Consider the following 26,040-nt stretch of genomic DNA (forward strand, 5'->3'; position numbering starts at 1 on the left):
TCGGCGTCACCACCGGTGGGCGGCGGGCGCCGGGCGGGACACGGCCTCAGTCCCGCTCGGCCGAGTCGTCGGCCAGGGCCCGGGCGATCCCGGCCCTGGAGGTGACCCCGAGCTTGGGGAAGATCTTGTACAGGTGCGCCGCGACGGTACGCGGCGACACCTGGAGCGCCGTGCCGATCTCCTTGTTCGTCAGCCCCCTCGCGGCGAGCTGGGCGACGCGCCGCTCCTGGCCCGTCAGGAGCCCGCGTCCGCCGACCACCGCCGTCGGGGGGCCCGCGGCGGCCAGTTCCTCCTCGCAGCGCTCCGCCCAGGGCTCCGCGCCCAGCCGCCGGAACGCGTCGCGCGCCCGGTGCAGCACGTCGAGTGCCTCCGCGCGCCGGCGCCGGCGCAGCCAGGAGCCGTGCGCCAGCCGCAACCGGGCCATGGCGAAGACCCAGGTCTCGGCGCCCTCGACGGCGTACGCGCTCCGGTAGCGGGCGTCGGCGACCTCGTCGGCCGCGGCGACGGCGTCGGCCGCCGCCAGGAGGAAGGCGTGGTGACCGGAGACGCCGGCCATCCGCGCCGCCCGCCCGGCCTCGACGTGCGCGGCGGCCTCGGCCCGGCGGCCCGTGTGCACGGCGGCCGCCACCAGGTCGTAGAACGGCAGGTGGAACCACGGCAGACCGCGCGGCAGCACACCGGGGGGCATGAGCTGGACCAGCGACTGGTACGCCTCCTCGTACCGGCCGTGCGCCAGCGCGACCAGGGCCCGCAGGTGGACGAGGTGGTCGGTGACGAACCGCATCCGGGCCCCCGAGGCCGTCGGCTCGATGAGCGCCTCGACCTCCCGCAGCCCCTGTTCGTCGCCCCGCCCGGCCAGGAAGTGCGCGTAGTAGTGACGGAACAGCAGGGCGTTGCAGTGGTAGCCGCGGTCGTCGGCGGCCTCCGCCTCCCGCAGGCACGCGGCGGCGCTCTCCCACCGCCCCCGCAGGTAGTCCTGGTAGAACCGGGCCTTCGCGACCGACCCCTGGGTGGCGTAGGCGTGCTGGCCGGTGAAGCGGCGCCACAGCGTCTCGTCGGCCGCGTCGACCGCCGACGCGGTCCACAGCAGCAGCCACGCGGCTCCCGCCTCCTGCTCCTCGCTCATCTCCCTGGTCAGCAGGGCGAGTTCGCGGGTCGCCCCGTGCGCGGTCCGGGGCGGGTCGGACCAGACCGCACGGCACAGCCGGGCCAGCGGCGAGACCGCGCCGGCGTGCTTCTCCAGGGCGCGCCAGCCCCGGGGGTCGTCGGTGTAGGAGGCGGCGAGCAGGAGCTTGAAGTAGATCTGCTCCGCCAGCCCCTCGAAGGGCTCGACACCGGTTCGCGAGAGGAGGTCCAGGGCCCGCGGCAGCAGCGTGAAGGACGACTCGAAGTCGATCCGGTGGCTCTGGTCGACGTACACCACCGCGTAGGCGAAGAGGGGCTCGAACCCGGGTGGCACCGGCCGGCGTTCGAGCTCCTCCACCAACTCCGCGGTGTGGGCGAGTCGTCCGCCCCGCGCCGCCATGACGGCGGCCCACGTCAGACGTGCCGTGTGGGACGCGGCGTCGGCGCTCAGGGCGGCCGCCCGGTTCATCAGCACCGCGCCCTCGGCGTCGCCGCCGCGGCGCGCGATCCGCCGCGCGGCCTCTTCCAGCCGCGCGGCGAGGGAGGCGTCCGGCAGGACGGCGGCCAGCGTCTCGTGCCGGAGCCGCCGGGGATCGCCGGCCGCCAGCCGCCCCGCCAGGAACCGGTGGGCCGCCCGCTCGTCCTCGGGCGAGGCCAGGGAGATCACCGCACTGCGCACCAGGGGATGGCGGAAGGCCAGCGCACCGGTCCCGTCGAGGTGCGCCAGCCCGCTCGCCTCGACGGCGGCGACGACCGCCGCGGGGTTCGCGGGTACGGTCGTGGGGACCTCGGGAGCGGCGGCGGTGCCGCCCGTGGGGCTCCCGAGAGCGACAGCGGGGCCGCCCATAGGTTCCACAGGAGCGACAGCGGAGCCGCCCGTGGGGTCCTCGGAACTGACCGCAGGGCCCCCAGATACGGTCATGGGGCCGACGGAAGCGACCGCGGGGCCTCCGGAAACGGCCGTAAGGGCCCCAGGTGTCGCGGCGGGGTGCCCGGGCGCCGCCGTCGGAGCCGGCCGGGTGTCCGTGGTCCGTAGGGTCACCCGGCCGCCGAGCGCGGCCAGGAGCAGGGTGTGCGCGGCGTCGGGCGGCAGCGACCGGATCCGCTCGGCGAAGAGTCGCTCCAGCCGGTGCGCCGGCGGCATCCGGCCGGGGGCGCCGGGGAGCCCGGCGCCGTGCTCGTCGTCCGGCAGCAGGGGCAGTTCCAGGAGGGCCAGCGGATTGCCCGCGGCCTCCGTCAGCACCCGGGTGGCCGCGGCCGCGGGCAGGCTCGGATGGTGCCGGCGCAACAGCGCCTCGGCGGCGGCCGGTTCCAGCGCTCCCACCGGTACCGGCCGCGCGGTCCACCGTTCGGTGGCCGGGCCGTCCTCGCGGCCCGCGCCGACGAAGACCACGGGCAGGGCGGCGACGTGCCGGTGCAGAAAGGCGAACACCTCGGTGCTGGAGTCGTCGATCCACTGCACGTCGTCCACCACGACCAGCAGCGGCCGGTCGCGCGCGGCCTCGGTGAGCAGGGCGAGGGCCGAGGCACCCAGCGGGGCCGCGCCGGCGGGCGGCCCTTCCCGCAGGCCCAAGGCGCACTCCAGCACGTCCCGGTCCCGTGCGGGAAGGGTCCGGGAGCGCTTCAGCAGGGGCCAGAAGACCTGGTGGAAGCCCCCGAAGGCGAGTTCCGCCTCGGCCACGGCGCCCACCGCTGCGAGGACGGCGAAGCCGCGCCGCCGCGCCGCGTTCCGGGTCCAGGCCAGCAGTGCCGATTTGCCGATGCCGGCCTGGCCCCGCAGCAGGACCGCCGCTCCCCTCCCGTCGGAGAGCGCCGCCTCCAGGATGCCGTCCAAGTGGGCCGTCTCCCGCTCCCGGCCCAGGAGTTCGCGGTCCTCCGCCTCAGACACCCGAACGTCGCCCCCTATGCCCCGTCTGCCGGCGAATGCGTGCCCGTCCCCCGCACGTGCCGGTCGTGCCGGCGCCGACACGAGAGTATCGCTCATGCCCATGTCACAGCCGGGAAAGCCGTGGCTGCCGCCGTGCCGGTCCCCGCCGCAACGGGCCGTCGGGGAACGGGGCCGGCGTCATCTCGACTTCGCGCACGGGCGGCGGCCCACGGTCGTCAGGGCGCTCCTCCCGCCAGGAGATCCACCGTTTCGTCCGGATCGCCCGCCGCTCCCTCCAGGAACTCCGCGAAGCGCCGGGCCAGGCGGACGGCGGTCCGCTCCGGGACGACGGCCGGCCGGAACTCGAGCATGGGGTGTACGGCCTCCCCGACGCGGTCGGTGATCAGTCCGAGATCGACCTTCGCGGCGTCGTGCGTCCAGCGGGCCTCGGTCACCGAACAGCCCGCCAGCCGCAGCCTCGGCCGCACGTCACCGCCGCGGTAGGAGAAGAGGGGGACGACGCCGTCCGCCGGAGCCGGACCGGGCGGGTTCGCCGTGCCCGCACCGGTCTCCCCGGCCTCGTCCCAGGCGTCGCGCACCCGGCGCAGCGCCTGCCGGAAGGTGGTGCTCTCGGGGAGCGGGACGTCGAGCCGGTGGAACCGGGTGAAGTAGCCCGTAATCGCGGCGAGTTGCGGGTGGTCGCGCCCGGAGACGGGGACGTCCGCCCGCACGCGCGGAGACGCCGTTCCGCGTGCCGCCAGCGCGAAGGCCGTCAGGAGCACGGTGAAGAGCGGCACCCGTTCCTGGCGGGCGAGGCGTTGCGCCTCCAGGACCGGTACGGGAGCCGTGCGCAGGCGCCGTCCCGGTCCCCCGGCCGGACGGGGAGGCACCCGGGGCAGGGAGCTCTCCGGGCGGGCCGCTCTCCCGGCCTGCCAGTGGGCCCAGTCGGCGTACTGGATGTCGAGCGGCGGGAGGAGCGCGTGCGTCCGTCCCGCGTCGGCGTAGTACTCGCCCAGTTCGTCCAGCAGGATCCGCAGCGACCAGCCGTCGGCGGCCAGGAGGTGGACAGCCAGGACGACGAGGTGTTCCTCTGCCGCGCGGCGTACGACCAGTACGCGCGCCAGGGGCCCTCGGGCCAGGTCGAACGGGCGTCCGGCGAAGTCCCGCAGGAGGGCGTCCTCGCCGCCGGGCGGAAGCGGTGTGCCCAAAGGGGCGGAGGGCGGTGCGGCCACGGTCAGTTCCCAGGGCATCGCGTCGGGTTCCTCGACGTACTGCCGCCGGACCGTGCCGTCCTCGTCCGCGGGAAAGGCCGTGCGCAGGGGTTCGTGACGGGCGGTGAGCGCGTCCACGGCCCGCCGCAGCCGGGACGGGTCGAGGGGGCCGCGTACGTGATGGGCGAGGAAACTCACGTACGCGGAAGGGTCGGTGCCGGGGCCGAGCCGGTCCAGCAGGTGGCGCTGCGGTTCCGCGAGCGGGAACCACACGCGGTCGTACGGCGGCACGCTCCTACTCCTCCCCTGCCGGACGGTGCCTGGGACGGGCCGGGATGAGGTCCTGGGCCGCCGGTCGTGCCAGAGCGGCGGCCGAGGCCGCCGTGGGCGCCCCGAGGAAGGGCTTGAGAGGGATCTCCAGACCCAGTTCGGCACGGGCGAGCAGGGTGAAGCGGAGCGCGCCGAGCGAATCGCCGCCGAGGGCCAGGAAATCGTCCTCCGGCCGCATGCCGGGCACCCCCAGGACCCGGCCCATCAGCCGGGCGAGGGCGGCGGCGTGCCCGTGCGCCCCGGCGCCGGACGGAGCGGGCGGCCGGCGGCTCGTCGTCTCCGCCCGGCTGCCGGGGGCCGACGGGGAGGGTTCCACGGACTCGGCCGCCCGGGGCGCCCGGTGCGGAAGCTCCTCCATCGCCGTGTGCGGGCGGTCGACCACCGTGCGCAGGACGGCCTCGTAGCAGTCCATCATGCCGCGCACCACGTCGTCGTCGAGCCGCGAGGTCCGGTACTGCCAGGTCAGGGTGAGTCCGGCCGGCCGGTCCGCCGGGAGGACCGGGCCACGGGACCGGGGGACGCGCAGCAGGCCGTCCGGGCCGACCCCGCTGCGGTCGGGCTGTTCCTCGTGGTGGGGGAAGCCGGTCACGCCGAGCTCGAACTTGGCCGCGCCCAGGGGCAGGCCCTCGCGGACCGTGATGTCGAGTGGTGACTCGGGGAGGGCCGGCAGGGGGGTGTCGTGGAAGCTGAAGGCGGTCTGCACGAGCCGGTTCCGCTCCTCGGCGGGGCGCCGCGGGTGCGGGGCGATCACCTCCTCGAAGGGCAGTTCCTGGTGTTCGTACGCGTCGAGGCAGGTCGAGCGCACCTCGGCGAGGAAGGCGGAGAAGGGGAGGCCGGGGCGCGGCTTCCCGCGCAGCACCACGGTGTTGACGAACATGCCCACGACTCCGGCGGTTCCGGGGCGGCGCCGGTTGGCCAGCCCCGAGCCGACGAGCACGTCCCGCGCGCCGGTCGTCCGGTGCAGGACGGCCAGGAACGCGGCGAAGGCGACCATGAAGACGGTGGCCCCGTGCGCACGTCCCAACTCCCTTACCCGGTGCATCAGTTCGGCGTCCAGGTGGAGGCGTTGCTCCGCGCCCTCCGCACCGGAGGCGGAACCGGACGCCCTTCGCTCGGGCAGCGGCAGGGGTGGCGGCGGCGAGTCCAGCGCGGTGCGCCAGTACGCCCTCTGCCGTCCGGCCCCGGGCCCGGCGGACCAGTGCCGTTCGGCCGCCGTCAGCGTCCCGTAGCCGGGAGGGCTGGGCCGGGTGCCGACGTGTCCGTGGCGGACGTGCTCCGCGTAGCCCCGCACCAGGTCGGCGAGGAGCAGCCGTGCCGAGTGCCCGTCGTGCACGGCGTGGTGCTCGGTCTGGACGAGGAGGTGCTCCTCGTCCGCCGTGCGCATCAGGTGCCAGCGGATCAGGGGGCCCGCCGACAGGTCGAAGGGGCGGCGGGCCTCGGCGAGGGCGGCCTCGCACGCGACCCGTCCGGCGTCCGGGGTGTCCCGCAGATCGCTGTACCGCACCTCCGCGCGGGCGTCGGGTTCGACCACGTAGCGGGGGGTGCCGTCGTGGACGGGGAGCCGGCAGCGCAGGACCTCGTGGCGGTCCACCAGCGCCTGCAGGGCGGCGCGCAGGGACGGTCGGCTCAGGGGGCCGCGGAGCCGGGCCACGGAGGCGGCGTGGTAGGCGGGTGTCCCGCCGGACAGGTTCTCCGCGAGCCAGACGCGTTGCTGGGCGGCCGAGCAGGGCGGCGGTCCGGCGCTCGCGTCGGCGGGCGGCGGAAGCGGGGGGCGGTCCTCCTCGACGGGGACGGCCAGCGAGGCGAGTCCGGTGATGCCGGTCCCTTCGAGCACGGCCCGCAGCGGAAGGGACATCCCCGTCTCCGTGCGGACACGTGCGGCGAACTCGACGGCCTTGAGCGAGTCTCCGCCGTGCGCCATGAAGGAGTCGTCGGCCCCGAGGGCTCCGGTGCCGAGCACCTCTCCGGCGATGCGGGACAGGCGGGCGGCCGGTCCCGACGCCGGTACGGCGGACCCGGCGTCCCGGCCGGGCGGCGGCAGCAACCGCCGGTCGACCTTGCCCGACGGGGTCAGCGGCCATGCCGCCAGCACCGTCACCGAGGCCGGCACGAGGTGCGCCGGGAGCGCGTCCCGCAGCTCGGCCCGCAGGTCACGGCCGGTCCGCCGCCGGGACGCGGAGTCCTTCAGCCTGACGTAGCCGAGCAGCCTCCTGCCCGCCACGCCCTCGTCCACCACGACCACCGCGTCCCGGACGTCCGGCAGCGCTACGAGAGCCGCTTCGACCTGGGCCGGGTCGACCCGGTACCCGTTCACCTTGGTCTGCGCGTCCAGGCGTCCGCCGAACTCCAGTTCACCGTCGGGCCGCAGCCGGCCCCGGTCCCCCGTCCGGTAGACCGGGCCGGGGACCGTGCCCGTGGGGTCCTCGATCAGGCGGCGCGCCGTCTCCTCCGGGTCACCGACGTATCCGGGGGTCAGACCCCAGCCGCCGATGCATATCTCGCCGAACTCCCCGTCGGGGACGGGCCGCAGCGCCTCGTCCAGGAGCAGGATCCGGCGGCCGGGCACGGGGCGGCCGACGGGGACGGTGCCGGAGGGAGGGGCCGCGGGGTCGACCGTGTGCAGGGTCGCGCAGACGGTCGCCTCGGTGGGGCCGTACCCGTTGACGAACTGGACGTGCCCGGCCCACCGCCGGGCGGTCTCCGGGAGGCAGACGTCACCCGCGCTCAGCAGCATCCTGAGGCCGGGGAAGTCCGCGGGCCGCAGGGTGCGGGCGAGGACCGCCGGGACCGTGGCGTGCGTGGTGCCGGTCTCGGCGGCCACGGTGTGCAGCGGGCGGCCCAGCCGCTCCTCGTCGAGCACTTCCAGGCGCCCGCCGTGGCCGAGCGCGAGGAGCAGGTCGAAGACCCAGCCGTCGAAGAGCGGCGTGAACACCTGGAGCACCACGCTGCCCGGCCCGAGTCCCGAGATCGCGTGGCGTTGTGCCGCCACCAGATGGGGCAGCCCCCCGTGGGTGACCGGCACCAGCTTGGGGCGCCCGGTGCTGCCCGACGTCCGGATGAGGTACGCCCAGCTGCCGGGCTCGGGGGTTCCGCCCTCCGGCCGGCCCTGGGAGGGGACGACGGGGGGCCGGGCCGCCTGGAGGCGGGCCAGGTCGAGCACCGGCACCGGCAGCCCGGGAACGCACGGCGCCCCGGCACCGGACCCGGCCTGGTCCCCGGCCCCGGACCCGGCCTGGTCCCCGGCCCCGCCCGCCGAGCGGGCGACGCACAGGACGGCACCGGCCTGCCGGAGACCGTCGGCCGTCCACGCCGTGCGGTGGGCCGGGTCGAGGGGCAGGTAGGCCGCGCCGGCGTGCCAGATCGCCAGGACGGTCTCCGCGAAGTCCGCGCTCCGGGGCAGCAGGACCCCCACGACGTCACCCGGCCCGACCCCCCTCCCCCGCAGTTGGGCGGAGAGACGCCGTACGCGCTCGACCAGCGCCGCGTATGTCACCGTGCGCCGGCTGTCGCCCAGGGCCGGCGCGTGCGGGGTCCGCTCGGCGAAGTGGGTGATCGCCGCCCAGGGCCCGGTGGGTGGCTCCCCGGCCGGTGCGGCGGTCACCCGGCGGGCGTACGGGTCGGGGACGGGCCGGTCGAGCGGCACCGTGGCTCTGGCGGGCGTCTCGTCACGCATGGGTGTTCCTGTCCGGAGCGGGTCGGTCGCCCGGCACACGGCGGTACCGGGGGCCGACGGCCGGCCGACCTGGGGCAGGCGCGCGGGGGTACACCCGTTCGGGAGCCCGTGCGCCGGACGCAGGTTATCCAGCCGACCGTTTCCGGACACGACCGGCCCCACGGGAACGCCCGGGCAGGCGTGTTACGGGGGTGCGACGCCGTCAGGAGACGTCCGCGCGGAGGGTGTACGCCACGGTGCGGGGCGAGGTGCGGCACCGTCAGGCGACGACCTCCCGAAGGGCGTACGCCACGGTGCGTGAACGCCGCCCGCTTCGAGAAGCTGACGAGCGCTGACGAGCACTGACGAACCGGGAAGCCGCCCGCCGACGAAGTCACGGGCCGCCGACGGCCCCGGCCCCCGGCCTCTCTGGCCGACCGGGATCGAACAGCGACGACTCACGCTTGGGACACGCTCGGTTCCATCACCTGTGCCTGAGTCGGCTCGCCGGCTCCGTCGGCGGCAGCGCCTTCGCCGTCGCGACGGTCCTGTTCCACCGGCCCTACGAGGTGGACGCACAGGGTGGGTCGTAAGACAGTTGGGGAACGTAGCGGCTCCATTGCTGCCGGCCCAGGGCGCCGGAGCTCCCGGCGCAGATACGGCTGATGGCGGACTCGACGTCTAGGTCCCAGAGCGTGGCCACGCCGTCGTCGGTGGTGGCGGCCAGGGTGTGACCGTCCGGACTGAACGCCAGAACGGCGACGAATCCTGTCTCCACGGTCAGCGGCAGGCCGATGGCGGTGGGGTGGTCGGGATCGGTGACGTCCCACAGGTGGATGGTGCCGCTTTCGGTGTCGCCGGCCGCTGCGAGGGTGCGCCCGTCCGGGCTGAACGCCACCGACCACAGGCTGCCGCCGGGTACCGTCAGGGGGCTTCCCCTGCGCGTGAGGTGGTGAGGGTCGGTGGCATTCCACAGGGTGACGGTGCCGCGGCTGTTCCCGGTCGCGAGGGTGCGGCCGTCCGGGCTGAACGCCACCCAGGTGTGGGTGCCGGTCGGCTGGTCGATCGGCTGCCCGATGCGGGCGCCGTCCGTCCTCCACAGTCCGACCTCACCGTTGCTGGCGTCGCCGCCGGCCGCCAGCATCGTGCCGTCGCGGCTGAACGCCAGGGACATGACGGACGATGTGGCGGAATTGGAGATGCCGGACCGGGTGCCGGGGTGTGCGGGGTCGCTGACGTCCCACAGGGTGATGGTGCCATGGTCGGGGTCGTCGCCGGCCGCGGCCAGGGTGCGGCCATCGGGGCTGAACGCCAGGGCGAAGATGGTCCCGTCCGCCCCGGTGAGGGTCTCACTGAGGCGAACAGGATGGCTGGGGTCGGCGGTGTTCCACAACGTGACGGTGCCGCCGCCGTCGCCCGCGGCCAGGGTGCGCCCGTCCGGGCTGAACGCCACGGCGTCGACAGGGTCGTCGGGGCCGGTGAGCGGGTCACCGCGGGGAGCTGGGTGATTGGGGTCGGCGGTGTTCCACAGCGAGACGGTGTTGTTCTGGTTCCCGGCGGCCAGGGTGCGCCCGTCGGGGCTGAACGCCACGGATGCCACGTTGCCGCCACCACCGATGAGCGTCGTCGGCGGCAGATTCCACAGTTGGACGTTGCCGTCGTAGTTCCCGGCGGCGAGGGTGCGGCTGTCAGGACTGAACACCACATCGGTCACCCCGTCGCCGGGACCGGTCAGCGGCCGGCCGAGAGGGCCGATGGTCTTGGAGTGGGTGACGTTCCACAGATAAACGGCGCGGTCGGCGCTGCCGGCCGCCAGGATGTGACCATCCGGGCTGAACGACACCGACGTGACGGGCTGGGCGGGGCCCTCCAGCGGCTTGCCCAGGGGGGTGGCGTGGCCGGGGTCCGCGACCTTCCACAGGTGGACCGCGCCGGGGCGGCTGGCTCCGGCGGCCAGGGTGTGGCCGTCGGGGCTGAACGCCAAGGCGCTGACGGGATTTCCGGCCTTCAGGGCACGGCCGCGGCCGGGGCGGGCCGGGGCGGTGGTGTCCCACAGGCGGATGGTGCCGGCGTCGTCGTCGCATGCGGCGGCCAGGGTGCGCCCGTCGGGGCTGAACGCGATGTGACGAGAGTAGACGTCGGGGCAGTCGAGGCTCAGCGGCGCTCCCGCGGGTCTGGCGTCGTCGGGGCTGGTGACGTTCCACAGGCTGACGAGCCCGGCGTGCCATCCCGCGGCCAGGGTACGGCCGTCCGGACTGAACTCCAGCGCTTCGATGGCGGACGCGGCGTCGAAGCCCTGGATGGCGGGGTCCTCCGGCCGGCCCAGCAGGACTGGGTGACTGGGGCTGGTCAGGCTCCACAGTTCGACGAATCCGCCGGAACCGCCGTCGCCGTTGTCACTGGTGCGACCGCCGACTGCCAGCACCCGGCCGTCCGGGCTGAACGCGAGCGACCGGATCGAGTTGACGGAACGGTCCACGGGTACGGGTCGGCCCAGCGCCACCGGACGGCCGGGATCGGAGACGTCCCACAACCGGACGAGGTTCTGGCGGAGATTCCCGGCCGCCACCATGTGCCCGTCGGGACTGTAGGCCACGGTGGACACCGAGCCGCGCGGGCCGGGAAGCCGGGTGGCCAGCGGGGTGTTCTCGGTCGTGATGAGCCGGGACGCCGCCTCCGGGGTCGAGTCCATGCGGTAGGCGGTCAGCGCGAGTTGAGCGGACAGCGAGGGATCGGTCGACGCCAGCTGCACGGACGTGGAAGTAACGGCCGCGTTGATGGCCTGGTCGCGGGCTTTCAGGGCCTCGGACTCCTGCCGGAAGGCGAACACCGCGGCCGACGAGGCGGTCACGGCCAGGGCGGTGATGGTGGCGATCGCGGCGCGCCGCAGCCGTTGCCCGCGCCGCTGGTGGCGGCGGGCGGCTGCCAGAAACGCCCGGGCGGCGTCGCTGAGCTCCGGTCCGTGCGTCTCGGCCCAGGCGAGAGCGGCCTCCAAGCGGTTGCCGCGGTACAACGCGGCTGCCTCACGGTCGGCCTGTTCCCAGAGCGCGGCCGCCTCTTCCAGATCCTGTCGTACGAGGTTTCCGCCGCGGTCGTGCTCGATCCAGTCCCGCAGCCGGGGCCAGGCGCGGATGAGCACCTCGTGTGTCATGACCACCGTGTCCTGGTCCCGGGTCAGCAGCCGGCCACGGGTGAAGTCGTCCAGGACCGTGACGGCCGCTTCCCGGTCCGGCGCATGACGCAGCAGCTCGCCGTACGGGACGCGCCGACGGCTGTCGTCGGCGTCACGTCCCACGATGACGAGCCGCAGGAACACCCACCGTGCGGCCTCCTGACAGGGCGGCGGCAGGGTGTCGTAGAGCCTGTTCGCGGTGGTGGCGATGGCGCCCTGGATGCCGCCGGTGACGCGGTATCCGTCCACGGTGAGCGTGTGGCCGTGGCGTTGCTGCCAGGTGGCCCGCAGCGCGTGCGCGAGCAGCGGCAGCCGGCCCGTGGTGCTCCTGCCGACCGTTCCGCCGACCGCGCCCAGGTCCGCCAGCAACACCTCGACCAGGCCGTCTTCGACGTCGAGTCCCACGTTGTGCGCCGGGCGGCGGATCGCGTCCTTGAGTTCGTCCTCCGTCATCGGCTCCAGCAGGACCGGTCCGGCCCGGAGCGCGGCCCGCAGCTGCGGGTGGGCCGTGCACGCGGCGTAGAAGTCCGCGCGTACTCCCAGCACCACGACCGCGCCGCCCGTGGGCCGGGCGAGACGGTCGAGCACGTCGATGAGCCACTGCCGTTCGGTCTCGTCGCCGCAGGCCGTGAAGATCTCCTCGAACTGGTCGACCACGACGACCAGGCCCGCGGAGGGGGACTCCCCGGTGGACGACTCACCGATGGGCGCCGGATCACCGGCTCCGGTGATCTCGCGCAGCTCGGCGAGGCATCGTGCGGGGTCGGCCCGCCACGCCGGTGCCGTGCGCCGGGCGGTCGCGGCGTCGAGCCCGGCGGCGGACGCCAGCGCCAGGGCCGGGGACGCCGTCGGGGTCAGCAGCAGCCGCGGCCAGGTGCTCGAACCCGCCACCGGAAGCCGGCCGTCGTCCAGGGCCGGCAGTACCCCGGCCGCGAGCAGGGACGACTTCCCGGCTCCCGAGGGGCCGATCAGCACCAGCGGGCCGCCCTCACGCATCCGGGCGTCCATCCGCTCGCACACGAGGTGAACCATGCGCTCACGGCCGTAGAACCACTGCTTGTGCGGCGCGCCGAACGGTGCCAGGCCCGGGTACGGGCACAGCACTTGTTCGGCGCCGGGGCCGGGCACGGTGCTGCGCCCCTCGTCGCCGAGGCGAACGTGGATGTCGCGGCCGGCCAGGAAGGCGCTGCCGCCGCCGGAGACGTGCGCCTCCAGCCGTTTCGGCTGCCAGAGGGGCGGCCCGTCGGGGGACGAGGCGCTGGTGTCGCGTTCCGTCACGCCTGTCCGCCCCTGGTGACGTTCATGTCCCGGCCGGCCATGAACGCATCACCGCCGGAGACGTGCGCCTCCAGCGTCATCGAGCCGCTGATCTGCTGTTCCGGGGCTCTGGCAGCGCGCGGTTCTCCGCCGAACAGCGTACGCAGCTCGTCGACGGCGTCCGGCCGCGCGGCCATCAGCCGGATGAGGCGGGCCTGCCACTCGGCGACCAGCAGCCCCTGGAGTTCCTGGCCGCCGCCCGTCCGCTGCGCCTGCAGCAACTCACCGCGTGCGTCCGCGAGTTCCTCCTCGACGCGCTCCGGGTGCGCGCACCGCCACAGCGACAGGACCGAGGACTTGACCGCGGCCCAGCCGTCCGTCGCCAGCAGATCGATCAGGCGTGCCGCGGCCACCGATGCCAGGCCGGCGAGTTCCATGCTCGTCTCCATGTCTTCTCCTTGTCTCCTGCCGGCGTGGGCCGTGTCTTACCGCCCGTGGGCCGCGATCGCGGTCAGCGTCAGATGGGAGGCGATGAACACGCGGTCGCCGCCGACCGTCCACCGGAATCCCACGTCCGGCTGGCCGGGGTCGCTGTACTTCCACCGGGCCCTGCCGGTGGCCGCGTCGATGGCCCACAGCGTTTTGGCGCTGTCGGTGGCGAAGACGGTGTCCGCCGAACACTGCGCGCTCCTGCCGGAGACCCTGAGGGCGGCCCGGAACAGGTTGGAACCGCCCATGTCACTGGCCCCGTCGAGCCTCGCGACCCAGCGGGGCGTGCCGTCGGCCGCGGTCAGAGCGACCAGGTCGCTGCCGACCGCGACGTAGACGGTCGCGCCGTCCAGCCCGGCGAAGGGGGCGCCGATATGTACCCGGTCCCCGTTCTTCGCCTCGAAGCGCTGATGCCACTTCTCACTGCCCGTGGCCGCTTCGACGGCGAACAGCGTGTCGCCGTTGCCGCCGGCGAACAGGAACAGCCCGGCGGCGTAGCAGGTCAGCGGCCAGCCAGGGGTGAAGTAGAACCCGGAGTCCTGGACGGACACGTTCCAGCCGCGGGCGCCCCTCCTGCCGGCGTCGATCATCTGGACGCGGCCGGCCTTCTTGCCCGGAACGGCCGAGGTGGCCAGCAGGTGGGAACCGGAGGGCGGCACGAGCACGTTGTTGATGTCCGTGCCCTTGACCCGCCACAGTCCTTTGCCGGTCGCGGCGTCGAACGCACGGACATACCCCGTACTCGGATCTTCGGTCGAGAACTTCCCGTCTATTTGCAGTACATGGCCGCAGACGTACACCGTGTTCCCCGCGACTGCCACATAGTTGCTCGTGTACATGGCCAGACGCGTGCCGCTGCCGGGATCGGCGTCGGCCATCTCGGTGGCCCACTTCACCTTCCCGCCGGCGGCGTCGAACGCCGCCAGCACGCCTGACTGACTCGGTGTGTCGCAGAGGAGGTAGAACACCCCGTCCGCGTACGCCGTGGGGTACTTGTCGCTGCTCATGCCGAAGTCGTTGGTCGTGTTCAGCTGGGGGAACACGGATTTGCCGGTCGCGGTGTCGAGGAAGGACGTGGCGGTGTCCGTGACCACCATGACCACCTTGTCGGACGCTTCCAAGCAGGTGGGGGCGTGCTTTCCGGCGCCCGACCAGGCCTTGGCGGCGTCGGGGCCGGCCAGGACGACCGGTTCCGGTCCGTCCGCCGAGGTCGGCGACGCGGAGGAGGCCGACGTGGATCGCGCGCCTGGCGGAGGGGCCGACCGCGCGGTGGACCCAGGTCCGCCGGCCCGACCGTGGGGTGCCGGCGACGAATCGCCGGAGAAGGCGAGTGCCGCCGCGGCTCCGCCGAGTACGGCCGCGCCCCCGGCCAGAGCGGTGATCAGCTTCCGGCGGCTGACACCCGTTCCGGCAGCGATCACCGGTGCCGGAGGAAACGGGCCCCGGCCGCCGCCCCCGGCGGGCACCGATCCCACCACCGCGGTCGCGGCGGCCATGTCGGCGGTCACGGCCGGGGGCAGCCAACTGCGCCCTGGGGCCGACAGTTCCTGGCGTGCCAGGTAGTCGACGAGTTGCTTCGCGGTGGGACGGTCCGGCGGTTCCGGGGACAGGCAGCCGCCGATCACCTCGCGCAGTGACACGGGGAGGGCGCCCGTGTCCGGCTCGTCTCCAGAGGCCGCGAACAGCACGGTCGACCCGAGGTCGTACATGTCGTCCGTCGGCGCGGGTGCCGGACCGCCGGTGGCTCCCATGATCCCCAGGGTGGTGATGCGGGGCCCGTCCATGGTCAGCAGCACCGAGTCCGGGCTCACCTCGCCGTGGGCCGTCCCGGCCGCGTGGAGTACGGCGAGCGCGCGGGCGAGGCCGTCGGCGAGCACCCGCAGAGCCGGTTCGGGCAGCGGGCCGTGCCGGTCCACCGCCTGCCGGAGCGGCAGTCCGGCGGTGAACTCGGTCGCCAGCCAGGGAACCGGCGCGTCGGCGTCCGCATCCACCACCGGCACGAGGAAGGCACCGGACAGCGTCCGAGCCGCCTCGACGGCGGCTCGGAACCGGTCCCGGAAACCCGGGTCCGCGGCGAGTTCGGGCCGCACGACCGTGACCGTGACGAGGAGTCCCTCGTCCGTGCGGGCCGCGAAGACCTCGCCCCCGCGGACCGTGCGCTGCCTTCCGAGCAGCGCATACGGCCCGATCCGATGAGTACCGTCTGCTCCGGGATGATCCATCGTCCGCTCCCTCACGCCAGCCTGATCGTCTGATCGCGGGCCGCCTGGTAGGCGCTGCCGCCGCCGGACACATGGGCCGTCATGGTCATGGACGGCTCCGGACCGGCGTTCGGCGCCGGGCCGTGGTCGGGTTCGGCAGCGGGGCCGGTATCGGTGTCGGACAGGAGTGCGCTCACCGCGTCGCCCAAGTGCTTCAGCCCGTCCGTCAGATGGGTCTCCGGGACGCGGAGGAACTGCAGACGCGCCAGCTGTGCGATCTCGGCCGGCAGCGCCGAGGCGTCGGGCAGCATCGTCGCGTCCCCCAGAAGGATCGGGACGACGCGGTTTCCCGCCCGCAGAGCTGTCGCGATCTCCAGGCGGACCCAGTCGTGAGCCCGGTCCAGGAGCCGCACACCGTCCTCGCCCCGCGCGTCGAGCCACCCCGGCCCGATCAGTACGCACATGAGTTCGCAATCGGCGGCCTGCCGTCGCAGAATCTCGGCGAAGTCGGCCCCGGGCGGTATCGACTGGCCCGACTTGAAGATCTCGTCGGCGCCCAAACGGTCGGACAGGGCGCGATAGACGCGGTCTCGCATCCACCGGGAGTCCGGTTTCCGAAAGCTGAGGAATATGCGCGGCACAATTGCCCCCCCTCTCTGGCAAGCCTTGACGTCAGGGATCGTGCTCACCCTAGGGGTGGCTTACCCGTTCGGTGGCTATTCGCCGGGGATTGAATAGCGGCCGCAAGGCTCCGTACGCTGGCCGGTATGGACCCGGCGGACAGCGCGGCGGAGACGGTCTCGGCAGGGAGATCGGCCAGCACGCGTCTGCCGCCTGGCGACTTCGGCGTCGTCCTGGCCGCCCTCCGGGCACGTCGCGGGTGGAGCGTGCGCGAGTTCGCCCGGCGCGCGAACGTGTCCGAAGGGCAGATCTGCAATCTGGAGAGCGGGGTGCGCAACCCGACGCCCGCCGTGGCGGCGGCATGTGACGCGGCCTTCGGCACCGGCGGGAAACTCGTCGAACTGGCCGAGGCCGGCCGCCGCGGCGCCCGGACCGAGAGCATCGTCGAGGCGGGCCCCGTGGTCGCCGGATACGAGCGGGTCCTGGGGGAGCTGAAGGACATCGGCAGATCCACCGGACCGAGGTTCGTCACCGCGTCGATGAAGTCGGCCACGCGAATCCTGACGGACGCCGTTCCGCACGCCGTTGGCGAGCAGCGTGCCGAGATCTGGCTGCTGGCCTCGAGGTTCGCCGAATACACGGGATGGATGGCACAGGAGGCGGGAAACCCCGCGGAGGCGTTGCGCTGGACGAATCTCGCCGTCCGCTGGGGCGCACACGGCGGGGACGAAACGGTGGCCGCTTACGCCCTGGTCCGCAAGGCGTTCATCGCACAGCACCGCGGTGACACCTCTGCGGCGATCGGCTTCGCCGATCAGGCGGCCCGGCACCCGGCGGCCAACCCGGTGATCCGCGCGCACGCCGCGCGACGCGCGGCCCAGGGGCATGCCCTCCGTGGCGATGCGGGGGCCTGCCGGGAGGCACTGGAGCGGTTCAGAAGCCACGCCGCCGCGGTCATCGGCGACCAGACCCCTCACTGGGGCCCGCGCATCGAAAACGGCAACCCCCGGCTCATCGAGGCGTCCTGCATGCTCAGCCTCCGTCGCTTCGAGCCGGCTGCCGACCTCTTCGCCGCCGAGCGCCGACGCCGGCCTTCCGTCCCGGCGGACAGCAACTCCCAGGCTCGCTTCGCCGTCCGGCAGGCGACAGCCCTGGCCGGTACCGGCCGCCTCGACGACGCCTGTCAGGTCGTCGAGGCCACGCTGCCCCTGATCCAGCGCATCGACTCGGCCACCGTCCGCGCGGAACTGGGCCGTTTCGTGGAACAGGCCCGGACCCGGAGAGCCAGCCCGGGCCAACTCGCCCTCATCGACGCGTCGGCCGCCCTCGCGACCGGCTGACAGCCGCGACGGCGCCTGCCCACAGCGTCATTCCCGGCGACGACATCGCCCTGGACCTGCGGCTCCGCACCCGGCGGCCCGCGCCGCAAGGACATCGATGCCCGTTTCCCCGGACTGCTGGACGTGCCCCTGCTGCGCATGCCGCGCCGTGAACAGGCTGACGTCAGGGTTCCCGTGGCCGCCACTCGCAGGCCCTGCCCGAGCGGGACAACTCCCTCCAGCCGGCCGACGCGCTCGTGGCCGCCGCCCACGACCAGCAAGGCGGCTGGGGAGACGCCGTCGTCCTCGCAGCGTGCACCGCCGCCCGGACCGGTGAAACCTCAGAAGGAAATCCCCCCTCCCCACACACCTCAGCGCGTTCCGCGCCCCGCACGCTCCCCAGCCCGTTCGTCATGCCCCACCGACACCGGTCAAGGGAGCCGTGGTCCCCAACCGGCGCAGCCGTGGCGCGGCTCCGCGCGAGCTGTCGGTGGCCTCTGCCCACAGACAGCCCCATCCTCCCGCTCGGCGCCGCTGTGAGCGAGGTGGGTTCACTCGCCATCTGGCTCGATCGGGAGTCCGAGGACGAGGAGGACCTCGAGGCCGAGCGTGACGCCGCTAGCGCTCTCGCCACCGGCGAGTGCCCGCCCCACGGTCCTCGACGAGGAGCGCCGGGCCTTCGCGGCCCTCGTGCAGCCGCTCCGCCTGCTGGAGGCAGCTGCCGTACGTGTCCTGCCCACGCCGAAGTTCTCCGACGATCCCGGCTTCGCCGGGTTGGAAGCAAAGACGGAGAAGACCTTCCGGCGAGCGTGGTACGAGTGGAGTCGGCGAGCCATCTGGTCCTGGCGCCGCCTGGAAGACCACGACTTCTCGGTCTACACCGTTGTCAGCGACGCCTTCGGACGTCGCCGTAGGGGCGGACACACGTGCGACGGAACCTGAATATGATGAATCCCGCGGAAGATAATGCACACGCCGGTACGGGCGACGCCATTGTCTTGGCATGCGGAAGCTCACGGCATTCACATCAACCGTCGCCGTAGCGGCGCTCTTTCTCAGCGGTGCCGCCTTCCCCGCGCACGCGGGCCCCTACTGGAACCAGCGCATCAAGTGTGAGGCGACCGATCCGGACGGCCGCCGGATCCCCACCCGTCTGGGCAACGGCGTGCTGGGCTGGAACCATTTCTCCGGCAAGCACAACATCAAGAAATGCGCGCTCGTCAACATTCCTCTCCGGGACAAGGTTGACAAGGTGCCCGAACTGGGTGAATGAGTAACCCCGTGAACGAAGACGAGCGTGAGATCGCAGACCTCCAGGTCGAGGTGGCCGCCCTCCTGTCGGACCACGTCTACGCCCCGCTCTTGGAGGACCAGCACGTACGCGGAGTGCTGCCCGCCCCGTCGCAGGCGCCGGCCGTCCGGGCAGTGCTGGGTGACCGGGGCGAGACCAGGCCGGAACGGCTGACTGCCTACGAGATCCCCCTCCGGGACGGCGAGGATCTGCGCACGCCGCACGATGTCGTCGCACTGCTGAGGGCCGCGCACACCGGCACCCACATCTACCCGCACAGCCGGGTCACCTCGGTCATGGGCATGGACCTCTACCTGGTCGACCCGGCGGAGGTGACGGAGGCTCCGTTCACCACGGACGACTGGTCCGCCACGCTCCTGCGCTGCCTGGCCCGTCCGACCGATCCGGCCGAGGACCGGCACGGAGCGCGACTGCGCGGCTTCCTGTTCCGCCAGGAGGGTCTGCTGCGCCTGTACATGGACAGCGACGAGGTTCCCGGAGTGATCGCCGCCGACGTACGCCCAGGCGGCGCGCTGACCGCCGTACTCGCGGCTCTGCCGTCACTGCTCGATGAGGAATACCGGATCTCGAAGGACGCGATCGATCCGCACTGTCGGTACGTGGTGGACCTCACCGACTGGTGACCGCACCGCACTTGGCTTGGAGGTCGCGGGCACAGCACTCCCCACACACCTCAGCGCGGTCCGCGCCCCCGCTCGCTCCAGAGCCCGATCGTCATGCCCCGCCGACACCGGTCGAGGGAGCCCTGGTCCCCAACCGGTCCCCAGAAACGGCCGAGGGCCGGTTTCGAATTGCTCCGAAACCGGCCCTCACCTGCGACTCTCACAAGTCGGGACGACAGGATTTGAACCTGCGACCCCTTGACCCCCAGTCAAGTGCGCTACCAAGCTGCGCCACGTCCCGCCGCGGTCCTACGCGGGGTTTCCCGCGTGATCACGCAGGTCAACACTACCGCACCTGGGCGGGTGCCCGTGTCACCCCCGAGGTCGTGGGGGTCTCGGCCGGAGGGCCCTGGCGGCGGGCCGGGACCAGGAGGGCGGCGGCGGTCGCGGCCAGGCAGAGCAGGGTGAGCAGGGTCCAGCCGTGGGTGTAGCCGGAGGCGTACGGCAGGCCCGAGGGCTGGAGCCGGCCGGTGACCAGGACGCTGGTGAGCGCGGCGCCGATGGAGCCGCCGATGGTGCGGATGTTGGCGTTCATGCCGGTCGCGGCGCCGGTCTGGGCCGCCGGCACGCTGCCGACGATGAGGTTGGCCATCGAGGCGAAGGCCAGTCCAATGCCGAGGCCGAACAGAGCCGCGACGACGCCGATCTGCCACCGGGCGTCATGCCAGAGGGTGAGGAAGCCGCAGGCCAGCGCGCCGAGCGCGGCGCCCGTGGTGAGCAGGGCCTTGGCGCCGAAGCGCGGCTCCAGCCGGCCCGACAGCACTCCGGAGAGGAACATCGCGACCAGCATCGGCAGCATGAGCAGTCCGGACTCGGTGACGCCGGCGCCGAAGCCGTAGCCGGCCGCGGACGGTGTCTGGACGAAGCCCGGCAGGAAGGACCAGATGGAGTACATGCCGGCGCCGAACAGCAGGGCGGCGGCGTTGGTCGTCCACACCGCGGGCAGCCGCAGCACCCGCAGGTCGATCAGTGGGGTGCGCGAGCGGGCCTCGGTCACCAGCCACACCGCGAACAGCACGACGGCGGCGGCGAACAGGCCGAGCACCCGCGCCGAGCCCCAGCCCCACTGCCCGGCCTGGCTCAGCGGCAGCAGCAGGGCCACCAGCCAGCCGGAGAGCAGCACGGCACCGGTCCAGCCGACCTTGCCCGCCGCCCGTTCGGGCGACTCGGGGATGTAGCGTAGGGCGATCAGGACCGTCGCGGCGACGATCGCCACCGGGATCCAGAACAGCCAGCGGTAGTCGAGCGCGGACACGATCGGTCCGGCGGCCACCATGCCGACACCGCCGCCGGCCGCGATCACCGCGGAGAGGTTGCTGATGCTGCCGCCGACCTCGGCCGGGGCGAACTCGTCCCGGATGATGCCGAAGGAGAGCGGGAACAGGGCGCCGCCGACGCCCTGGACGACCCGGGCGACGATCAGCACGCCGATGTTCGGGGCCAGCGCGGCGACCAGGCAGCCCGCGAGGACGGCCAGCAGGACGGCGACGAGGGTCCGTTTCCGGCCGGCGAGGTCGCCGACCCGGCCGAGGATCGGGGTGAAGACCGAGGCGGACAGCAGATACGCGGTCATCACCCAGGTCGCGGTGGACGGGGAGGCGTGCAGGGCGTGTTGGACGGTCGGCAGGGCCGGTGCGATCAGTGACTGGAGCATGGAGAAGACACCGGCTCCGGTCGCGAGGACCGCGAAGGTGAGACGGGTGGAGGCGCGGGGCATGGAGAAGCCTCTCCGTGATCGAGAAAGGGAAATCGAGAAATCGAGAAAGGGATCAGGGAAGCGGATCAGGGAAACGGATCAGCTCAGCGGGTCAGGGCAGCGGAACAGGGGAGCCCAGGGGCGGGCCCGTGGAGTGCGGTGGTGCGGGGGCGCGGTCGTACGGGGCCCGCCCCGGTCGCGGGGGCGGCGAGCGCGGGCCGCGTCCGGCCATGGCGGAGCCACCCCGCACTGGTAAAGTGGAGGTACCCCTCCACTCTAGCGGAGGCCAACCTCCGCTTCAATCCGAAATCCCTCCCCGGGAGGCAGCAGTGACGGCCACGCCGTTCCCCGTCAGCGAGATCGTCGCGGCCCGCCGGCCGCACCGTAAGGACGCCGCCCGCAACTACGACGCCCTGCTCGACGCCGCCCGCGAGGCGTTCGCCGAGCACGGGGCCGACGCCTCCCTGGAGGACATCGCCCGCCGCGCCGGTGTCGGCATCGGCACCCTGTACCGGAACTTCCCCACCCGCCGCGACCTGTTCGAGACGGTCTACGCCGACGAGGTCTCCGCCCTGTGCGCGGCCGCCCTGGAGCTGGCGGACCGGGAGCCCTGGGAGGCGCTGACGGCGTGGCTGGACCGGTTCGCCGGTTACATGGTCACCAAGCGGGCGGTGCGCGAGGCGCTGAACGGCGAGTCGGACATCTTCCAGACCTGCCGCGAGTCCATGTTCGCGGCCGGCGGCCCGCTGCTGGAGCGCGCCCAGCGCATCGGCGCCGCGCGGACGGACATGGACTTCGGGGACCTGCTGCGGCTGGTCGCCGGGATCATGGCGACGAACTTCGAGGACGCCGCCCAGCGGGACCGGGTACTGGCCATCGCGCTGGACGGGGTGCGCACCGGCCGCTGAGCAGGGGCGACGAAGTGTCCCGTGGCCGGGCCCGATGCCCCACACCCTGTCCACGGCACCGCGGCGCACCCGCCGACTAGGGTCGGCCGCATGACGCACAGCTTCGCGCTCCACATCCCCGACGCCGACCTCGAACCCGAGCCCCTGGACCCGGCGCAGATCGTCTCCGGGCGCCCGGAGGTGACCGGGAAGGTGGTCTGGGAGTCGCCGGACGGGCGGCAGATCCGGGGGATCTGGCAGATCACCCCGGGCGTGGTCACGGACACGGAGGCCGACGAGCTGTTCGTGGTGATCAGCGGCTCGGCCACGATCGAGGTCGAGGACGGCCCGACGCTGCGGGTGGGGCCCGGCGACATGGCGGTGCTGCGGGCGGGCGACCGTACGCGGTGGACGGTGCACGAGACGCTGCGCAAGGCGTACGCCATCAATCTGTGAGGTCTCCGAGGGAGCGTCGGGAGGGTTGACACGCCTCCATGTCCGGACAAAGGTGTCCCGGAGCCGGGACGGACCGGTCCGGGCGCCGGTCCCACGCTTCTGGGAGACGCTGTCATGGTGGATGCGCTGGGTGTCGCCGTCATCGGGTTCGGCTGGATGGGCCGGGTGCACACCCGGGCGTACGCGCGGCTCCCGCACCACTATCCGGACCTCGCGCTGCGGCCCCGGCTGGTCACGGTCGCCGAGGAGGTGCCGGGGCGGGCCGAGGAGGCCGCCGAGCGGTTCGGGTTCGCCTCCGCCACCCGCGACTGGCGCGAGGTGGCCGCCGATCCGCGCGTCCAGGCCGTCAGCGTCACCGTGCCGAACTTCCTGCACCGGGAGATCGGCGTGACGCTGGCCGAGGCCGGCAAGCACCTGTGGATCGAGAAGCCGGTGGGCCTGACCGCCGCCGACGCGCGCGCGGTCGCCGACGCGGTCGCGCGGGCCGGGGTGCAGGGCACGGTCGGCTTCAACTACCGCAACGCGCCCGCCGTGGAGGCCGCCCGCGAGCTGATCGCCTCCGGCGGGATCGGCACGGTCACGCATGTGCGCGTCCGCCTGTTCAGCGACTACGCGGCGGACCCGGACACCGCTCTGACCTGGCGGTACGAGCGGCGGCGCGGGGGCAGCGGGGTGCTCGGCGACCTGGCCTCGCACGGCGTGGACCTGGCCCGCTTCCTGTGCGGCGAGATCGTCTCCCTCGCCGCGGACACCGCGGTCTTCGTCCCGCAGCGCGCCCGCACGGGCGGTGCGACGGCCGGGCACGCCCTGGCCCCGGGCGGTGCGCCGGGCCCGGTGGAGAACGAGGACTACGTCGGCTGTCTGCTGCGCTTCGCCTCCGGCGCCCGCGGGGTGCTGGAGGCCTGCCGGGTCTCGGTCGGCGAGCAGAACGCCTACGGCTTCGAGGTGCACGGCAGCCGGGGTGCGGTGTTCTGGGACTTCCGGAGGATGAACGAGCTGGGCGTGTGCCGCGGCACCGGCTACCGGGACCAGCCCGTGAGCACGGTCCACGTCGGCCCGGGCGCCGGCGAGTTCGCCGCGTTCCAGCCGGGCGCGGCCAACGCGATGGGCTACGACGACCTGAAGGTGATCGAGGCCGGCCGCTTCGTACGGTCCGTGGCCGAGGGCACGCCGTACGGCACCACCCTGGCGGACGCGGTGCACGGGGCGCGCGCGCTCGACGCGATGGCGCGGTCCGCGCGGACCGGCGGCTGGGTCAGCCCGTAGGGGCGCCGGGGCGGCTCCGTTCCCGGGTTCCGGCGGCTCCGCGCCGATGGTGCGCCGGGTCTGTACGGACAAGAAGGGGACAAGAATGGGGCGCATGCGTATCGGAATCCTCGGTCTCGGCCGTATCGGCTCCTTCCACGCCGAGACCCTCCGCGGGCTGGACGCCGTCGAATCGCTCGTCGTCACCGACCCGTTCGGGGACGCGGCCGGGCGGGCGGCGGAGCGGTTCGGCGCCGAGGTGGCCCCGTCGCCGCGGGCGCTGCTGGCGTCCGGGGTGGACGGCATCGTGGTGGCGGCGGCCACCGACGCCCATCCCGCGCTGATCCGGGCCGGTGTGGCGGCCGGTGTGCCCGTCTTCTGCGAGAAGCCCGTCGCCCGGACGATGCGCGAGGGCGTCGAGCTCCTGGACGTCGTGCGGGACGGTGGTGTGCCGGTGCAGATCGGCTACCACCGGCGTTTCGACGCGGGGTTCGCCGCCGCCCGGGCCGCCGTACGGGCCGGTGAGCTGGGCGCGCTGCACACCGTGCGGTCCACGACGCTGGATCCTGCGCCGCCGCCGGCCGCGTACGTCGCCGCGTCCGGCGGCATCTTCCGGGACTGCTCCGTGCACGACTTCGACAGCATCCGCTGGGTGACGGGCCGTGAGGTCACCGAGGTGTACGCGGTGGGCGGCAACCGCGGCGCCGGCCACATCGCGGCGGCGGGCGACGCCGACACCACCGGCGCGCTGCTCACCCTGGACGACGGCACGGTCGCGACGGTGTCCAACTCCCGCCACAACCTGCGGGGTTACGACGTGCGCCTGGAACTGCACGGCTTCGCCGACTCGCTGGCCGTGGGCCTGGACGACCGGCTTCCGCTGCGCTCGGCCGAGCCCGGCGCCAACTTCCCGTCGGGTACTCCGCACGCCTTCTTCCTGGACCGGTTCGCCGCCGCCTACCGCGCCGAACTGGCCGCGTTCACCGAGGTGGTGGCCGGGACCCGGCCCTCCCCCTGCACGGTGGAGGACGCCCTGGAGGCAGGCTGGATCGCCGAGGCGTGCACCCTGTCCCTGCGCGAGCACCGGCCGGTGACGCTCACGGAGGTGCGGTCGGCCTGAGCGGTACGGGGACGGTGCCGGGCCGGTACGCGGCGCCGCCCCGTCCCCGCACCGGGGTCAGCCGCAGTACCGGATCAGCCACTCGTCCGGGTGGTAGGCGTCCCGCGCCGGGTCCGGCCGGGTGGCCGGCTTCGTCTCGACCGTGTCCTGAAGGCGTATCCGCTCGGGCAGGCGGCCGAAGCGCTGCCGCCGGGCGACGGCCGCCTCGGCGGCGTCGGTGTCGGTGCGGGGCGTGTCGTGGGTGTGCGTACGGTGTGTCATGTCGTCCTCCCGTCCACGCGGGCGTTCCCCGTTGTCGGTGGAACGCCCGGGTGCCCCGGTTGGTTCCCGGCGCCGCCGTGGCCGAATCCGTCAGGGCAGCGCAGGATCCGCGCGCACGCCCGCTCAGGCGCCGCAGGAGCGCAGGAAGCGCCGGGTGCGGACGGCGATCGGCAGCGGCCGGTCCGGTTCGCACGGGTACATGTCCTGCTCGACGATCGCGAACAGGTCCACGCCCAGTCCCTGTGCCGCGCGCAGCACCGGTGCCAGGTCGGGCACCCCGGAGGGCGGTTCGCACATCACCCCGCGCCGCACGGCGGGCCCGAACGGCATTCCCTGGGCGACGACTTCGGCGAGGATCTCCGGATCGACCTGCTTGAGGTGCAGATAGCCGACGCGCTCGCCGTAGGTCTCGATCAGCTTGACGCTGTCGCCGCCGCAGTAGGCGTAGTGCCCGGTGTCCAGGCAGAGGCTCACCAGCCGGCTGTCGGTGGCGTCCAGGAAGCGGGTGACGTGGGCCTCGGTGTCGAGGTGGGTGTCGGCGTGCGGGTGGACGACGATGTCCAGGCCGTAGGTCTCCCTGACCAGGTGGCCGAGCCGTTCCATGCCCCGGGTCAGGTGGGTCCACTGCTCGGGGGTCAGCTCGGGCGGCTCCAGGATCTCGGCGGTCTTGTCGTCGCGCCAGAAGGAGGGGATCACCACCAGGTGCCGGGCGCCCATGGCCCGGGTGAGCTCGGCGACCCGGCCGACGTGGGCCCAGGTCTCCTCCCAGACGGCCGGTCCGCGGTGCAGGGCGGTGAAGACCGTGCCCGCCGAGACGTTCAGGTGCCGCCGGGCCAGTTCGTCGGCGAGCCGGGCCGGGTCGGTGGGGAGGTAGCCGTAGGGGCCGAGTTCGATCCAGTCGTAGCCCGCCTCGGACACCTCGTCGAGGAAGCGGTGCCAGGGGATCTGGTGCGGGTCGTCGGGGAACCAGACGCCCCAGGAGTCGGGGGCGGAGCCGACCCGGATGCGGTCGAGGGTCTGGGCCATGGCAGGGGTTCCTCTCCGGGGCGGTCGTCGCGGGCGGGCCCGCCGTCCATCCTTTGTCAGGACATCATTTCACGAACGGGGCCGCGCGCAATGGGGATGTGCGCTCCCTGGTGCTGGTCTTTCCCGTGTGC

18 protein-coding genes and 1 tRNA gene are annotated in these 26,040 nt (G+C 73.7%); 8 read left to right on the forward strand and 11 right to left on the reverse strand.

What is annotated here, in order from left to right:
• Window positions 1-46 precede the first annotated feature (46 nt).
• The 7 genes from ACSURM_RS05505 to ACSURM_RS05535 form a co-directional block, all read right to left on the reverse strand.
• Window positions 47-3,013, reverse strand: coding sequence for an AAA family ATPase (locus ACSURM_RS05505; RefSeq protein WP_436953822.1), 2,967 nt, complete (start codon window positions 3,011-3,013; stop codon window positions 47-49).
• Between the two features lie 215 nt (window positions 3,014-3,228).
• The gene (locus ACSURM_RS05510) at window positions 3,229-4,494 is read right to left on the reverse strand and encodes a condensation domain-containing protein (protein WP_436953823.1); all 1,266 of its coding nucleotides are present in this window, start codon (window positions 4,492-4,494) and stop codon (window positions 3,229-3,231) included.
• 4 nt (window positions 4,495-4,498) lie between these two features.
• On the reverse strand, window positions 4,499-8,206 hold the full coding sequence (locus tag ACSURM_RS05515) for an amino acid adenylation domain-containing protein (protein WP_436953824.1): 3,708 nt from the start codon (window positions 8,204-8,206) through the stop codon (window positions 4,499-4,501).
• Between the two features lie 541 nt (window positions 8,207-8,747).
• On the reverse strand, window positions 8,748-12,635 hold the full coding sequence (locus ACSURM_RS05520) for an nSTAND1 domain-containing NTPase (protein ID WP_436953825.1): 3,888 nt from the start codon (window positions 12,633-12,635) through the stop codon (window positions 8,748-8,750).
• Window positions 12,632-13,063: a hypothetical protein gene (locus ACSURM_RS05525; protein WP_436953826.1), complete on the reverse strand. Its 432-nt coding sequence runs from the start codon at window positions 13,061-13,063 to the stop codon at window positions 12,632-12,634. The genes ACSURM_RS05520 and ACSURM_RS05525 overlap by 4 nt, the downstream gene beginning before the upstream one ends.
• A gap of 36 nt (window positions 13,064-13,099) precedes the next feature.
• Window positions 13,100-15,325 carry an outer membrane protein assembly factor BamB family protein gene (locus ACSURM_RS05530; protein WP_436953827.1) on the reverse strand — a complete coding sequence of 742 codons (2,226 nt, stop codon included), beginning with the start codon at window positions 15,323-15,325 and terminating at the stop codon, window positions 13,100-13,102.
• An 11-nt stretch (window positions 15,326-15,336) separates the two neighbouring features.
• Complete coding sequence (locus ACSURM_RS05535; protein WP_436953828.1) at window positions 15,337-15,993, reverse strand: toll/interleukin-1 receptor domain-containing protein; 657 nt, start codon at window positions 15,991-15,993, stop codon at window positions 15,337-15,339.
• Window positions 15,994-16,071: 78 nt separating this feature from the next.
• Between ACSURM_RS05535 and ACSURM_RS05540 the strand changes: the two genes are divergently transcribed.
• From ACSURM_RS05540 to ACSURM_RS05555, 4 genes are all read left to right on the forward strand, one after another.
• Window positions 16,072-17,265 carry a helix-turn-helix domain-containing protein gene (locus ACSURM_RS05540; RefSeq protein WP_436953829.1) on the forward strand — a complete coding sequence of 398 codons (1,194 nt, stop codon included), beginning with the start codon at window positions 16,072-16,074 and terminating at the stop codon, window positions 17,263-17,265.
• 588 nt (window positions 17,266-17,853) lie between these two features.
• Window positions 17,854-18,186 (forward strand): hypothetical protein, encoded by a 333-nt coding sequence (locus ACSURM_RS05545; protein ID WP_436953830.1) that lies wholly within the window; start codon window positions 17,854-17,856, stop codon window positions 18,184-18,186.
• Between the two features lie 61 nt (window positions 18,187-18,247).
• Window positions 18,248-18,517 (forward strand): hypothetical protein, encoded by a 270-nt coding sequence (locus ACSURM_RS05550; RefSeq protein ID WP_436953831.1) that lies wholly within the window; start codon window positions 18,248-18,250, stop codon window positions 18,515-18,517.
• Between the two features lie 8 nt (window positions 18,518-18,525).
• Entirely contained in the window at window positions 18,526-19,179 is a 654-nt protein-coding gene (locus tag ACSURM_RS05555) for a hypothetical protein (protein WP_436953832.1), read from the forward strand.
• 206 nt (window positions 19,180-19,385) lie between these two features.
• Here the strand turns inward: ACSURM_RS05555 and ACSURM_RS05560 are convergent.
• Window positions 19,386-19,459 (reverse strand) — tRNA-Pro (locus ACSURM_RS05560).
• A gap of 45 nt (window positions 19,460-19,504) precedes the next feature.
• Entirely contained in the window at window positions 19,505-20,935 is a 1,431-nt protein-coding gene (locus ACSURM_RS05565; RefSeq protein ID WP_436953833.1) for an MFS transporter, read from the reverse strand.
• Between the two features lie 308 nt (window positions 20,936-21,243).
• Between ACSURM_RS05565 and ACSURM_RS05570 the strand changes: the two genes are divergently transcribed.
• The 4 genes from ACSURM_RS05570 to ACSURM_RS05585 all read left to right on the forward strand — a co-directional run bounded on the left by ACSURM_RS05570 (window position 21,244) and on the right by ACSURM_RS05585 (window position 24,622).
• Entirely contained in the window at window positions 21,244-21,822 is a 579-nt protein-coding gene (locus tag ACSURM_RS05570; RefSeq protein ID WP_436953834.1) for a TetR/AcrR family transcriptional regulator, read from the forward strand.
• Window positions 21,823-21,912: 90 nt separating this feature from the next.
• Window positions 21,913-22,257, forward strand: a complete 345-nt coding sequence (locus tag ACSURM_RS05575) for a cupin domain-containing protein (RefSeq protein ID WP_189754727.1) — start codon at window positions 21,913-21,915, stop codon at window positions 22,255-22,257.
• A 114-nt stretch (window positions 22,258-22,371) separates the two neighbouring features.
• The gene (locus tag ACSURM_RS05580) at window positions 22,372-23,523 is read left to right on the forward strand and encodes a Gfo/Idh/MocA family protein (protein ID WP_436953835.1); all 1,152 of its coding nucleotides are present in this window, start codon (window positions 22,372-22,374) and stop codon (window positions 23,521-23,523) included.
• Between the two features lie 94 nt (window positions 23,524-23,617).
• Window positions 23,618-24,622, forward strand: a complete 1,005-nt coding sequence (locus tag ACSURM_RS05585) for a Gfo/Idh/MocA family protein (protein WP_436953836.1) — start codon at window positions 23,618-23,620, stop codon at window positions 24,620-24,622.
• Window positions 24,623-24,679: 57 nt separating this feature from the next.
• Here the strand turns inward: ACSURM_RS05585 and ACSURM_RS05590 are convergent, their stop codons facing one another.
• Window positions 24,680-24,883, reverse strand: a complete 204-nt coding sequence (locus ACSURM_RS05590) for a hypothetical protein (RefSeq protein ID WP_436953837.1) — start codon at window positions 24,881-24,883, stop codon at window positions 24,680-24,682.
• A gap of 123 nt (window positions 24,884-25,006) precedes the next feature.
• Entirely contained in the window at window positions 25,007-25,909 is a 903-nt protein-coding gene (locus ACSURM_RS05595) for a sugar phosphate isomerase/epimerase family protein (protein WP_436953838.1), read from the reverse strand.
• Window positions 25,910-26,040 lie beyond the last annotated feature (131 nt).

This window comes from Streptomyces sp. SudanB182_2057, from assembly GCF_964272715.1.
GTDB lineage: Bacteria > Actinomycetota > Actinomycetes > Streptomycetales > Streptomycetaceae > Streptomyces > Streptomyces rubradiris.

Excerpts from the sequence above, each read along its gene's own strand:
- ACSURM_RS05585 (WP_436953836.1), top strand. The coding sequence starts at position 23,618 with ATGCGTATCGGAATCCTCGGTCTCGGCCGTATCGGCTCCTTCCACGCC.
- ACSURM_RS05575 (WP_189754727.1), top strand. The coding sequence starts at position 21,913 with ATGACGCACAGCTTCGCGCTCCACATCCCCGACGCCGACCTCGAACCC.
- ACSURM_RS05525 (WP_436953826.1), bottom strand. The coding sequence starts at position 13,063 with ATGGAGACGAGCATGGAACTCGCCGGCCTGGCATCGGTGGCCGCGGCA.
- ACSURM_RS05580 (WP_436953835.1), top strand. The coding sequence starts at position 22,372 with ATGGTGGATGCGCTGGGTGTCGCCGTCATCGGGTTCGGCTGGATGGGC.
- ACSURM_RS05595 (WP_436953838.1), bottom strand. The coding sequence starts at position 25,909 with ATGGCCCAGACCCTCGACCGCATCCGGGTCGGCTCCGCCCCCGACTCC.
- ACSURM_RS05550 (WP_436953831.1), top strand. The coding sequence starts at position 18,248 with ATGCGGAAGCTCACGGCATTCACATCAACCGTCGCCGTAGCGGCGCTC.
- ACSURM_RS05590 (WP_436953837.1), bottom strand. The coding sequence starts at position 24,883 with ATGACACACCGTACGCACACCCACGACACGCCCCGCACCGACACCGAC.
- ACSURM_RS05540 (WP_436953829.1), top strand. The coding sequence starts at position 16,072 with ATGGACCCGGCGGACAGCGCGGCGGAGACGGTCTCGGCAGGGAGATCG.
- ACSURM_RS05530 (WP_436953827.1), bottom strand. The coding sequence starts at position 15,325 with ATGGATCATCCCGGAGCAGACGGTACTCATCGGATCGGGCCGTATGCG.
- ACSURM_RS05565 (WP_436953833.1), bottom strand. The coding sequence starts at position 20,935 with ATGCCCCGCGCCTCCACCCGTCTCACCTTCGCGGTCCTCGCGACCGGA.
- ACSURM_RS05515 (WP_436953824.1), bottom strand. The coding sequence starts at position 8,206 with ATGCGTGACGAGACGCCCGCCAGAGCCACGGTGCCGCTCGACCGGCCC.